Genomic DNA, 12,782 nt, shown 5'->3' on the forward strand with positions numbered 1-12,782 from the left:
GTGGCTCCCGTGGTACATCAAAATGGGCCGGAGGCAACGGTCTAAATCCGCCCCGTTCTGGCGTACCAGCGCAAGACCGAAGCCGGCTTAGAAAGGGGGCAGCGGGCCTTGGGGCCGCCTATGGCTTACCGGGCTTGGCGACGTCCCGAACGAGGCTATGAACAAAGCCCAATTTGGCGATCACGGCCGGCGACAGGATGAAGGGATAGAGGTCACGCAGGCCCATGGCGCGGTTGACGCTGTTCATGGCGAAGGTGAAGGGCAGCCATGCGTCGATAAGCGCCTGGACGTTCCTGGTCTCATAGGGATTGAAACGGATGCGTGCCGTCAACTCCCCGTCGCGGTCGACCTTGGGACGGACCTCCATGCCGAACTCGGCAGCCATCTCCAGCGTGTCGACGATGTGGAGATAGTGCGCCCAGGTCTCGGCAAAGTCTTCCCAGGGGTGCGTGGTGGCGTAGGCCGAGACGTAAGTCTGCTGCCAATCCGGCGGCGGCCCCTCGGCATAATGGCGCTGCAGGGCTTGGCCGTAATCGGCGGAATCGTCGCCGAAGACGGCGCGGCATTCCTCCAGCTTGCCACCGTCGCGCACCAGCGCGTCCCAGAAATAATGTCCGACCTCGTGGCGGAAATGACCGAGCAGCGTGCGGTAGGGCTCGCCCATCTCGAGTCTGCGCCGCTCGCGCTCGATGTCGTCGGCCTCGGTGAGCGCGATCGTGATCAGGCCGTTGTCGTGGCCGGTCATGACCTTCTCTCCGCTGTGCGGGTCGTCGGCGAGGAAATTGAAGATCAACCCATGCTCCGCGTTCTCCTGCCGGGTCTGGAGCGGCAGCTTCCAGCGGATCAGGGAATAGAACAGCCGGTGTTTCGCCACCTCCAGCTCGCGCCAGCCGGCGAGTTGGGCCGGGTCGGACAGGTCCGGCACGATGCCGTTGTGGCGGCAGGCACGGCAATAGCCCGTGCCGTCGGCCGCATCCGTCAGCCAGTTGCAGGCGTCGTACTCGGCGTTGCGACAGAGCATGCGGCGCCTGCCCTTGTCGGCCAGCGTCGTCCAGCCCTCCCCGTCGGGCTCGATCGCCGACATCGTCTCCTTCTCGGGGAGGAAGGCGACCCGATGGCCGCAGCGTTCGCAGGCGCGATTCTCGAAATACAGAACGTTGCCGCAGGCTTGGCAGACAAACAACTTCAAGATTTATCCTCTTCGGAAAGGGGCGCTTAGCAAAGACAATCGTGGCGTCTCGCGAAGACGCGTCCGCTCGCCGATCGTTCCAGTCTCCGGAACAAATTGCCAGACCGGACGTTGGCTCGGGCGGAATTTCCCCGGGCAAGCTTCCTTTCCCGACAAGCGCTTCCTTCTAATCGATGGCCATCACGCTCCGTCTGTGTGAATATCGGTCCGGCGCGTGCGCAACCGCATGACAACGGCCGATGCCTTGAACGATCCCTTGCCCGAAACCATTGCCGCCGAAAGGCTGCGCCAACACCTCGAAGACGTCGCGCGCGAGCGTGATAACGCTTATCGCGCGCTTCAGGAGCGCGAGGCCGAGCTCGCGCGCATCCAACGCATCGGCAAGGTCGGCGGCGTCGAGGTCGACTTCCGCGAAGGCTTCAAGAACCGCCGCTCGCCCGAATATCTGATGATCCATGGCCTGCCGCCCGAGGCTGCCGACGAGTCGCACGAGGACTGGGTCAATCGCATCCATCCCGAGGATCGCGATGCGACCGTCAGGCATTTCTTCGATGCTCTCGCCGGAACGAGCGAAGACTACACCGCCGAATACCGCATCATCCGCCCCAATGACGGCGAGACCCGCTGGATCCGCGTCGTCGCCAAGATCGAGCGGGACAAGGACGGCCGCGCCATCCGGCTCGTCGGCGCCCATATCGACATGACCGACCAGGCCCTCGCGCGCGAGACGCTGCGCGAGAGCGAGGAGCGCTTCCGGCTGATCGCCGACAGCGCGCCGGTGCCGATCTGGGTGACCAAGCTCGATCGCAAGCGCTCTTTCGCCAACCAGGCCTATGTCGATTTCGTCGGCCTGCCCTATGATGAGGCCATCGACTTCGACTGGCGCAAGGTCCTGCACCCGGACGATCTGCCGCATGTGCTCCAGCAATCCGTTCAGGGCGAAGCCTCGCTGAAGCCGTTCGTGCTGGAAGCGCGCTACAAGAACGCCAGCGGCGAATGGCGCTGGCTGCGCTCGGAATCGCAGCCGCGCTGGGATCCAACCGGCAAGCACATCGGCTTCATCGGCGTCGCGCACGACATCACGGTCGCCAAGCAGGCCGAGATCGAGCTCCGGCAGCTCAACGAGACGCTGGAGGAACGCATCGCCCAGCGCACCGCCGAGCTCGAAGCCAACGAGGCGCGGCTGCGCGCGATCTTGGAGACCAGCAACCAGTATCAAGGCCTCGTCAATCTCAGGGGCGAGCTGGTCTACGCCAACAAGACGGCGCTGGCCGGCATCAACGCGAGCTCTTCGGACGTAATCGGCAAGCCGTTGTGGGAGACTCCCTGGTTCAGCGCAACGGACGGCATGGGCGCGCTGGTGCGCGAGGCCTTCGACACCGTGCTCAAGGGCGAAGCGGTGCGGCTGGAGATGCGGCTGCGCCTCCCCATCGGCGAGCGCGATTTCGACTTCGGCATGCGCCCCGTGCTCGACCGCCACGGCCACATCACCGGAGCCGTGCCCGAGGCCGTCGACATCACCGAACGCCGTCGCGGCGAGGAAGCGCTGCGGCAGTCGCAGAAGATGGAGGCGATCGGCCAACTCACCGGCGGTGTCGCGCACGATTTCAACAATCTGCTCACCATCATCCGCTCGGCAACCGACTTCCTGCGCCGCCGCGAGCTGCCGGAGGAGCGCCGCCGTCGCTATGTCGACGCCATCTCCGAGACGGTCGAGCGCGCCTCCAAGCTGACCGCGCAGCTTCTGGCATTCGCGCGGCGGCAGCCGCTCAAGCCGCAGATCTTCAATGTCGGCAGCCAGGTCGAGGGCGTCGCGCAATTGGTCCAGCCGCTGGTCGGCGGCCGCATCGAGATCGTCGTCGGGATCGAGGATGCCGACTGCTTCACCGTCGCCGATATCGCCCAGTTCGAGACTGCCCTGATCAACCTCGCCGTCAACGCCCGCGATGCCATGAATGGCGAAGGCCGTCTCGTCATCGCGGTGCGCAAGATCCAGGGTATTCCGAGCCTGCGCGCCCAGTCGGCGCGTAGTGGCGACTACGTCGCCATCTCGGTCACCGACACCGGCAGCGGCATCGCGCCGGAACATCTCGAGTCGATCTTCGAGCCGTTCTTCACCACCAAGGAAGTCGGCAAGGGCACGGGGCTCGGCCTCAGCCAGGCGTTCGGCTTCGCTAAACAGTCCGAGGGCGACATCGCGGTGACGAGCGCCCGAGGCCAGGGTGCCACATTCACCATCTACCTGCCGCAAGCGCAAAGTCCCGCGACCGCCAAGGAAGTTGCAGCGCTGACTCACGAGGCCGCGACGACCGGGCGCGGCTATCGCGTCCTCGTGGTCGAGGACGACGACGAGGTCGGCCGCTTCTCCACCGAGCTCCTGGAGGATCTCGGCTATGTCGTCCGCCGCGTCGCCAACGCCCATGCAGCGCTGACCATCCTCGGCGAGAACGAGTTCGCCGTCGACCTGGTATTCTCCGACGTCATCATGCCCGGTATGAACGGCGTCGAGCTCGCCGGCATCATCCGCGAGCGCTATCCGGGCCTGCCGGTCGTGCTCACCAGCGGCTACAGCAACGTGCTCGCCGAGAACGCCCATCGCGGCTTCGAGCTGATCCAAAAGCCGTATTCGGTGGAATCGCTGTCCCGCATCCTGCGCAAGGCGATCACGGAGAAGCTGGCGGTCGCAAGGTGAATCCTCCTCCGCCGTCGTCCCGGACAAGCGCGCCTCAGACAAGGCAGGCGGGCCGCGCGCTGGATGCAGCCAACTTCTTCCTCGCCGACGTCCGCGACGGGCTCGGCCCCTATCTGGCCATCTATCTTCTCACCGAGCAGCACTGGAACGAGGCCCGCATCGGCATCGTGATGTCCATCGCGACCATCGCGGGGATCGTGGCGCAGACGCCGGCCGGAGCGCTGGTCGACGCCACGCGGGCGAAGCGGCTCGTGATGGTCGTTTCTGCGGTTCTGGTGACGCTCGCCTCGCTCTCATTGCCGCTGTTTCCGAGCTTCCTGCCGGTCGCAATCTCGCAAGGAATCGCGCAGGCCGCCGCCGTTGTCTTTCCGCCGGCGATCGCCGCCGTCTCGCTCGGCATCTTCGGCCATGCCGCATTCACCCGCCGCATCGGCCGCAACGAGACTTTCAACCACGCCGGCAACGCCGTCGCGGCGGCCATTGCCGGCCTCTCCGCCTATTGGTTCGGCCCGACCGTCGTGTTCTACCTTCTAAGTGCCATGGCGGTCGCGAGCCTCGTCAGCATCCTGGCGATTCCCCAACAGGCGATCGATCACGATCTCGCGCGCGGGCTGCACGATGCCGATGGCGACATCCAACGCGAGCAACCCTCGGGCCTTGGCGTGCTTCTGACCTGCCGACCCCTGCTCGTCTTCGCGATCTGCGTGCTGCTCTTCCACCTTTCCAATGCCGCCATGCTGCCGCTGGTCGGGCAAAAGCTCGCGCTCCAGGACAAGAACATCGGCACCAGCCTGATGTCGGCCTGCATCGTCGCCGCGCAAGTCGTGATGGTGCCGTTCGCAATGCTGGTCGGCGCACGGGCCGACAGCTGGGGGCACAAGCGGTTCTTCCTGGCCGCATTGCTGATCCTGCCGATCCGCGGCGCGCTCTATACCCTCTCCGACAATCCGTTCTGGCTGGTCGGCGTGCAGCTTCTCGATGGCGTCGGTGCCGGCATTTTCGGGGCCATCTTTCCCGTCATCGTCGCCGACATCATGCGCAACACCGGCCGCTTCAACGTCGCGCAGGGTGCGGTCATCACCGCCCAGAGCATCGGCGCGGCGCTGTCGACGACACTGGCAGGACTCATCGTGGTCGGCGCCGGTTACAGCACAGCCTTCATCACGCTCGGTGCCGTAGCGGCGATCGGCGCGGTCATCGGCCTGATCGCCCTTCCCGAGACGCGTCAAAACGAAGATGGCGATCCGCGCCGCCAGGGGAAGACAGCAGCGTCCGCATCGGCTATCGCTGCCGAGTGAACCCATCCCATTCCGAGACCTGAACCGTGCCGTCTGAAGCCATCTGGGCCTGGAGCATTGTCGCAGCCGCGACCTCGGGCGTCATCATCCGCCCGTGGTCCCTGCCTGAAGCAATCTGGGCCGTCCTCGGCGCTGGTTCTCTCGTGCTGCTCGGCTTTTTGTCGTGGCAGGATGCGCTCACGGGCATCGAAAAAGGCGTCGACGTCTATCTCTTCCTGATCGGCATGATGCTGATCGCCGAGCTGGCGCGGCTCGAAGGCTTGTTCGATTATCTCGCCGCGCTCGCGGTGGAATATGCGCGCGGCTCGCCGCAGCGGCTGTTCCTGCTGGTCTATCTCGTCGGCACGCTCGTGACGGTGCTGCTCTCCAACGATGCCACCGCGATCGTGCTGACGCCGGCGGTCTATGCCGCGACGCGCGCAGCCGGCGCCAAGCCTCTGCCCTACCTGTTCGTCTGCGCCTTCATTGCAAATGCCGCGAGCTTCGTGCTGCCGATCTCCAACCCGGCCAATCTGGTCGTGTTCGGCGCGCGCATGCCCGCACTCAGCGAATGGCTGCGCCTGTTCGCCCTGCCCTCGGCGGCCTCGATCGTGCTGACCTATGTCGTGCTGCGCCTGACCCAGCACCGGGCGCTGAAGGAGGAAACGATTGCGCGCAAGGTGCCGCACCCGAAGCTCGGACGCGGCGGCAAGCTCACGGCAATAGGCATCGTCGCGATCGGTGTCGTGCTGGTCACGGCATCGGCGCTGGACAGGCAACTGGGCCTGCCGACCTTCATTTGCGGCGTGGTGACGGCCGCTCTCGTGCTGCTGATCAGCCGGCAATCGCCTTTGCCCGTGCTGAGGGGCGTCTCCTGGAGCGTGCTGCCGCTGGTCGGCGGCCTCTTCGTGATGGTGGAAGCGCTGGTGAAGACCGGCGTGATCGCGCAGCTCAGCGCGCTGCTGCAACAGGCGGTGGCGCAGTCCGTGACCAAGGCCGCCTGGAGCGTCGGCATTGTGACCGCGCTTGCCGACAACATCGCCAACAACCTCCCGGTCGGCCTTGTCGCCGGCTCGGTCGCCGCCAGCGATCATCTGCCCGCACCCGTGGTCAGCGCCATCCTGATCGGCGTCGATCTCGGGCCCAATCTGTCGGTGACCGGCTCGCTCGCCACCATCCTCTGGCTGGTCGCGCTCCGCCGCGAGAAGATCGAGGTCGGCGCCTGGCCGTTCCTCAAGCTCGGCCTACTGGTGACGCCGCCCGCCCTGATCGCGGCGCTCGCCGCCGCGATCAGATAGTGTGCGGGTTCAGTCGTTCTCGTAGCCGTAGACTTCCGGCAGGATGAAGATCGCGGCGAGCAATCCGATCACCGGGAAGATCGCGACGAACAGGGTGGCATTGGCCTGCCCGATCGCGGCGAACAGCGTCGGAAACAGGAAGATCGCCAGGAACGACGGCAGCTTCACGAACATGTAGGCGAAGCCGCTGGCGGTGCCGCGATATTGCGGCCGGGCGACCATGGTCGGGATCGTCATGCAGTTCGACGCGTCCCAATAATGGCCCCACAGCATACCGGCGGCAGCGAACGGCAGCAGAATGGTGTTGCCGGTGTAGAGCGCGAACGCGGCGACCAGCAGCGACACCAGCACGATGGAGAAGCCCGCGATCGCGATGCCGCGATGGCCGATCTTCGGCGTCAGCAGCGGCCCGACCCAGCCCGACACGGCCGCGAACGAGAACAGCGCCATCGTCACCAGATTGTTGCCGAGGATCGTCGACACGCCGACCATTGCGAACAGCACTGGCAGGTAGAATGCGAAGGTGGAGAACTCGCTCGCCTGCGCGAAACAGGCGACCCAGCCATACAGCGTGGCGCGCCAGCGGATCGGATCCTTCTTGAGGTCGGCCAGGAACGCGCGCGTGCTGGTCTTCGGCACCACCACGTCGCGGTCGGGCAGCATGTCGAGATTGTCGTTGAACATCTCGCGCGCGACCTGCTTGGCCTCCCGGTAGCGTCCCTTCTGCACCAGCCACACCGCCGTCTCCGGCACATCGTGGCGCATGATCAGGATGATCAGCGCGGGCAACGCGCCGAGACCGAGCGTGACGCGCCACAGCATCTCGTGGTTGATGTCGAACAGGAGGAAGATCACGATGACGCCGATGGTCAGGACCTCGCCGACCGCGAACATGAACTGCCAGCGATTACCCATGACCTCGCGCTCGCCCTTGGCCATGGATTCCATGATGTAGGTGTAGCCGGTCGAGATGTCCGAGCCGAGGGGAATGCCGAGCAGGAAGCGGATCACGACGAGCCAGCCGACGCTGGGCACGAAAGCCTGCGCCAGCGCCAGCACGATGAACAACACCATCGTCACCAGGAACATGACGCGGCGGCCGATCTTGTCGGACAGCCAGCCGCCGAGCAACGCGCCGATCAGGGCGCCGCCCTGCGTTCCGGCGGCGGCAAGGCCCAGCATCAGGGGATCGGGATTGTATTGCTCCTTGATGAAGATCAGCACGAAGGCGATGGAATAGAGATCCCAGGCTTCGACCAGGATCGAGGCCATCATCAGCCAGCCGACCTTGTTGCCCTTGGGACTGTAGTTCGTGATGAGGTAGCGGACCGCGGCTTCGCTCGCGGTCGGTTGTGGCATCGCCATCGTTGTCATGCTTGGTCCTCTCTTCAAAACTCTCTACGCGCCGAGCAGCGGCTCGATACTGCAATCGAGCAGCCGCGGGTCGATCCCCGCCTCCATCCCCGTGAACATCTCGCCCATGTAGTCGATCAGGGCATCGCTCGCCTTCACGGCCTCCTCGACGCGACGGTTGGCGACTGCCGCGAGGATGGCGAGATGGTGGTCGATCGTGCCTGACAAATCGGCCTGCCCCGGCATGAAGCGGTGATGGATGTAGCCGATGCGCCGGTACAGCGTGTGAAGCGGCCGCAGCGTGTGCACCAGAAACGGCTCGCCGGCCGCCTCCAGCACCAGCGCGTCGATACGGCGGTCGATACTGTTGAATTGGTCGAGGGTCAGGCTGGCGCGGCGCTCGCGCAACAGGCGCTCGATGTGCAGCGCCTGATTGCGGTGCGAGAGGCTGGCACGATCGGCCGCGAGTCGGATCACGAAGCGCTCCATGTCGCGGCGCAGGCCCAGCAGCATGCGCTCGCGCGCCAGATCGATCGGCGCGATGTGCAGGCCGTGGCGCGGACGGATGATGATGAGCGTGTCGGCGGACAGACGATTGACGGCATGGTGCACCGGCGTGCGGCCGAAGCCGGTGATCTCTTGCAATTCCTGCATGGTCATGAATTGGCCGGGCTTGAGCTCGCAATGGACGAGGAGCTCCTCGATCCTCTGATAGGCCAACTCGAAAAAGTTGAGACGGTTGCTCCGGGATGGCCTGCCTTCGCCATCGTCTCTCACCACCGCGAGCGCGCGCTTGCGCCGTGCCATGTCGTCCTCCCATCCATCCGCACTCGCATCGCGCGGCGGCGTCTTGCTTCTGATAGGATTAAAACATGTTGTGATATATTACAAGCGGGCGTATGAGTGCCGCCGGCCCCGCCGGCAATCGCGGCGCAGAAATGACAAACAATGCGGGCGCTATGAGCCCGATGGGAGGATTGTTGCCGTGAAGATCACGTCGATCGAAACCCTGCGCACCGAAGAGTTCTCCAACGTCATTTGGGTGCGCGTCCACACTGATGCCGGCGTGATCGGCCTCGGCGAGACCTTCTATGGCGCGGGCGCGGTCGAAGCGCAGATCCACGACACCTTTGCCGGCCGCCTGCTCGGCCGCAATCCCCTGCACATCGAAGCCATCCATCGCGACATGCTGAACCTGCCGATGGCGCAGTCCTCCACCGGCGTCGAATATCGCGCGGCCTCGGCAATCGACATCGCGCTGTGGGACCTGTTCGGCAAGGTTTGCGGCCAGCCGGTGCATCAGATGCTCGGCGGCCTCTGCCGCGACAAGCAGCGCATCTACAACACCTGCGCGGGCACGCAATATGTGCGCTCGACCAATATCAGCCCGGTCGCCAACTGGAATCTCGGCGCCTCCAAAGGGCCGTATGAAGACCTCGACGGCTTCATGCACCGTGCCGATGCGCTCGCCGAAAGCCTGCTGGAGAGCGGCATCTCGGCGATGAAGATCTGGCCGTTCGATCCGGCAGCGCAGGAAAACAAAGGCCTCTACATCACCGCCGCGCAGATGAAGCAGGCGATCGAGCCGTTCGAGAAGATCCGCAAGGCCGTCGGCGACAGGATGGAGATCATGGTCGAGCTCCACTCGCTCTGGAATCTGCCGACCGCCAAGCAAATCGCACGAGCGCTCGAGCCCTACAAGCCGACCTGGTACGAGGACCCGATCCGGATGAACTCGCCGCAGGCGCTGGCCGAATATGCCCGCTCGACCGACGTCTGGGTCTGCGCCAGCGAGACGCTAGGCTCGCGCTTCCCCTACAAGGACATGCTCGACCGCGATGCCATGCATGTGGTGATGGCGGATCTGTGCTGGACCGGCGGCCTCACCGAGGGCCGCAAGATCGCGGCCATGGCCGAGACTTATCACCGTCCCTTCGCCCCACACGATTGCATCGGCCCGATCGGCTTCATCGCCGCCATCCACATGTCGTTCAGCCAGCCCAACACCTTGATCCAGGAATCCGTGCGCGCCTTCTACAAAGGCTGGTACAATGAGCTCGTCACCACGATGCCCGTGATCAAGGACGGCTATGTCTTCCCGATGGAAGGCCCCGGCCTCGGCGTCGATCTCCTGCCCGCCGTATTCGACCGCACCGATCTCATCGTGCGCCGCTCCAACGTCTGAGGAATTTTGAGATGAGCACCGCCCTCTTCGATCTTTCCGGCCGCACTGCGCTCGTGACCGGCTCCTCCCGCGGCCTCGGCCGCGCCATCGCCGAGGGCATGGCCAAGGCTGGCGCGAAGCTGATCATCAACGGCGTCGATCCCGAGCGAGTCGAGCAGGCTGTCGCCGAATTTCGCGCAGCCGGGCATCAGGCCGAAGGCGCCGCGTTCAACGTCACCGACGAGCCCGCGATCGTGGCGGCCTTCAACGATTTCGACAAAAAGGGCATTGCCGTCGACATCGTCGTCAACAACGCCGGCATCCAGCACCGCAAGCCGCTGGTGGAATTCACCACCGACGAATGGCGCAAGGTGATCGAGACCAATCTCACCAGCGCCTTCGTGATCGGCCGCGAGGCGGCCAAGCGCATGATACCGCGCAAGCACGGCAAGATCATCAATATCGGCTCGCTCGGCAGCGAGCTTGCCCGTCCCACCATCGCGCCCTACACGGCGGCCAAGGGCGGCATCAAGAACCTGACCCGCTCGATGGCGGTGGAATGGGCCCAGCACGGCATCCAGGCCAATGCGATCGGCCCGGGCTACATGCTGACCGACATGAACGAGGCGCTCGTCAACAACACCGATTTCAACAACTGGCTCATGGGCCGCATCCCCTCCAAGCGCTGGGGCAAGCCCGACGAGCTGGTCGGCGCGGCGATCTTCCTGGCATCCGACGCCTCCACCTACGTCAACGGCCAGATCATCTATGTCGATGGCGGCATGATCGCCGCGATGTGATCGCAGCTTCAAGGAGAGAGCAAGCTCATGCGCGCCGTCGTCATCCACGCCCCGAAGGACCTGCGGATCGATAGCTATCCGGATGCGGCGCCCGCCCCGGGCGAGGCCCGCGTCAGAATTGCCAATGGCGGCATCTGCGGCTCTGACTTGCATTATTACCATCACGGCGGCTTCGGCGTCGTGCGCATCCAGCAGCCGATGGCGCTGGGCCATGAGATCGCCGGCGTGGTCGCTGACGTCGGTGACGGCGTCACCGGCGTGAAGCCCGGCACGCGCGTCGCGGTCAATCCGAGCAGGCCGTGCGGCCAGTGCCTGCATTGCCAGCAGGGCATGCGCAACCAGTGCCTCGACATGCGCTTTCTCGGCAGCGCGATGCGCTTTCCCCATGTGCAGGGCGGTTTCCGCGAGTTCATCACGGTCGATGCGACGCAGGCCGTGCCGATCGCGGACAAGCTGTCGCTGGCGGAGGCCGCGGTCGCCGAGCCGCTGGCTGTGTGCCTGCATGCCGGCAAGCAGGCCGGCCCTCTGCTCGGCAAGCGCGTGCTGATCACGGGCTGCGGCCCGATCGGGGCGCTGATGATCCTGGTCTCACGCTTCGGCGGCGCCGCCGAGATCGTGGTGACCGATGTCGCCGAAGCGCCGCTCGCGGTCGCCAGAAAGCTCGGCGCCAGTCACGCCATCAACGTCGCGGCCAATGCCGCTGCGCTCGATCCCTGGCGCACCGGCAAGGGCGTGTTCGACACGCTGTTCGAAGCCTCGGGCAATCAGGCGGCCTTGCGCACCGCGCTCGATGTGCTCAGGCCCGGCGCCACGCTGGTGCAGCTCGGCCTTGGCGGCGACATGACGTTGCCGATCAACACCATTGTCGCCAAGGAATTGCAGCTCCGCGGCACCTTCCGCTTCGATCCCGAGTTCGAGCTGGCGGTGCGGCTGATGGGCGAAGGCCTGATCGACGTCAAGCCGCTGATCACGGCCACCATGCCGTTCGAGAACGCGGTCGCCGCCTTCGAGCTCGCCAGCGACCGCTCGCAGTCGATGAAGGTGCAGCTTACCTTCTAGCGTCGGTGGCCTGCTGGCTCTCGATCAGCCGCTCCTGGACCAGCCGCACGGCGCCGCGTTTCCAGGAATAATCCGCGCCGAGGCGCAAGCCGCTGTCGCCGCGCGCCAGCACCGCGCCGGTCCTGGCATCGCGAAGCTGGAAGCCGATCGTGTATTCGGTGCGGCTGACCCGGCGCACCACACCGATCAGCGACTGGTCCGCGCCGAGCTTCTGCGCAATGGCGGCCTCGCAGCCGCCGCAATCCCGCAAAGCCCCCGCTTTCGCCGCCGCTTCGCCGACGTCGACGATCCGGTAACGGCCGGACTGGCCGAGCGCCTCGCGCACGCCGCCGGTGACCTCGGCGAGATATGATGCATCCGACGCGGCTGACGCGCCCGCCGAGGCTGCCGTCACGTCCTCGAGCTCGAAGTCGAACACGGCGAGCGCGACCGGCGCCTGGGTGCCGAGCGCAGCAATGATCTCGCGGGACAGGAATATCTCGGCGCGCTCCCATGCTTCGTCACTGTCGCCGCGGAAGGAGTAGAGCTTATCCATCGCGAGCTTCTTGGCGCTGACGTCGATCACGGCGACCTTGGCCCATTGCACCAGCGTGCTCGTCTTCTGGATGCCGCCGATGACCTTGAACGCCGCGCCGTCCTCAGCGGACTGCACCAGCCGGTAGCGCCCAGCCTCGCCGATATCCCGCCGGAGCGCGGCCATGAAGGCCGCCAGCCGCCGCTCATGGGCGGCGGTCTGATTGGTCGGCTCGCCCGACGTGTCAGTATAGCTGAAATCGTCCAGGACAACGCCAATGGCGGCCTGGGCGTGGACCGGCGAATGCGACAGGGCAAAGAGAAGAGAAGCAGAGAGAATCAACCGGGATCGATGCATGGATGGGCCCCATGGGATGAGCGGCGGCGCAAATCTGGACGGGGCGCTCAAGGCCATGCAGCAGTGGCGGTCCCGACCA

The 12,782-nt window shown here is 65.4% G+C and carries 10 protein-coding genes; 6 read left to right on the top strand and 4 right to left on the bottom strand.

The features are described from left to right. Positions 1–118 precede the first annotated feature (118 nt). Positions 119–1,189 carry a zinc-binding metallopeptidase family protein gene (locus BCCGELA001_RS22180; RefSeq protein WP_060736326.1) on the bottom strand — a complete coding sequence of 357 codons (1,071 nt, stop codon included), beginning with the start codon at positions 1,187–1,189 and terminating at the stop codon, positions 119–121. 214 nt (positions 1,190–1,403) lie between these two features. On the opposite strand from BCCGELA001_RS22180, the gene BCCGELA001_RS22185 reads away from it, so the two are divergent. From BCCGELA001_RS22185 to BCCGELA001_RS22195, 3 genes are read left to right on the top strand one after another with little or no spacing between them, the layout of a single operon-like run. Further along, positions 1,404–3,881, top strand: coding sequence for a PAS domain-containing hybrid sensor histidine kinase/response regulator (locus BCCGELA001_RS22185; protein WP_060736327.1), 2,478 nt, complete (start codon positions 1,404–1,406; stop codon positions 3,879–3,881). Continuing rightward, positions 3,878–5,179: an MFS transporter gene (locus tag BCCGELA001_RS22190; RefSeq protein ID WP_060736328.1), complete on the top strand. Its 1,302-nt coding sequence runs from the start codon at positions 3,878–3,880 to the stop codon at positions 5,177–5,179. The genes BCCGELA001_RS22185 and BCCGELA001_RS22190 overlap by 4 nt, the downstream gene beginning before the upstream one ends. 26 nt (positions 5,180–5,205) lie before the next feature. Next, the gene (locus tag BCCGELA001_RS22195) at positions 5,206–6,456 is read left to right on the top strand and encodes an arsenic transporter (RefSeq protein ID WP_060736329.1); all 1,251 of its coding nucleotides are present in this window, start codon (positions 5,206–5,208) and stop codon (positions 6,454–6,456) included. Positions 6,457–6,465: 9 nt separating this feature from the next. On the opposite strand, the gene BCCGELA001_RS22200 is transcribed toward BCCGELA001_RS22195, so the two are convergent. Both BCCGELA001_RS22200 and BCCGELA001_RS22205 read right to left on the bottom strand, forming a co-directional pair. Beyond that, entirely contained in the window at positions 6,466–7,830 is a 1,365-nt protein-coding gene (locus tag BCCGELA001_RS22200) for an MFS transporter (protein ID WP_008548885.1), read from the bottom strand. Between the two features lie 24 nt (positions 7,831–7,854). Then, positions 7,855–8,616, bottom strand: a complete 762-nt coding sequence (locus BCCGELA001_RS22205; RefSeq protein WP_060736330.1) for a GntR family transcriptional regulator — start codon at positions 8,614–8,616, stop codon at positions 7,855–7,857. A gap of 178 nt (positions 8,617–8,794) precedes the next feature. Here BCCGELA001_RS22205 and BCCGELA001_RS22210 point away from each other — a divergent pair, with 178 nt between their 5' ends. The 3 genes from BCCGELA001_RS22210 to BCCGELA001_RS22220 are packed head-to-tail and all read left to right on the top strand — an operon-like array spanning position 8,795 to position 11,832. Continuing rightward, the gene (locus BCCGELA001_RS22210) at positions 8,795–9,994 is read left to right on the top strand and encodes a mandelate racemase/muconate lactonizing enzyme family protein (RefSeq protein ID WP_008548888.1); all 1,200 of its coding nucleotides are present in this window, start codon (positions 8,795–8,797) and stop codon (positions 9,992–9,994) included. An 11-nt stretch (positions 9,995–10,005) separates the two neighbouring features. After that, positions 10,006–10,773, top strand: coding sequence for a glucose 1-dehydrogenase (locus BCCGELA001_RS22215; protein ID WP_060736331.1), 768 nt, complete (start codon positions 10,006–10,008; stop codon positions 10,771–10,773). A 27-nt stretch (positions 10,774–10,800) separates the two neighbouring features. Next, complete coding sequence (locus BCCGELA001_RS22220) at positions 10,801–11,832, top strand: L-idonate 5-dehydrogenase (RefSeq protein WP_060736332.1); 1,032 nt, start codon at positions 10,801–10,803, stop codon at positions 11,830–11,832. On the opposite strand, the gene BCCGELA001_RS22225 is transcribed toward BCCGELA001_RS22220, so the two are convergent. Further along, complete coding sequence (locus tag BCCGELA001_RS22225) at positions 11,822–12,703, bottom strand: DUF3280 domain-containing protein (protein ID WP_060736333.1); 882 nt, start codon at positions 12,701–12,703, stop codon at positions 11,822–11,824. The genes BCCGELA001_RS22220 and BCCGELA001_RS22225 overlap by 11 nt on opposite strands. Positions 12,704–12,782: the final 79 nt, after the last annotated feature.

It is taken from the genome of Bradyrhizobium sp. CCGE-LA001 (assembly GCF_000296215.2).
Classification (GTDB): domain Bacteria; phylum Pseudomonadota; class Alphaproteobacteria; order Rhizobiales; family Xanthobacteraceae; genus Bradyrhizobium.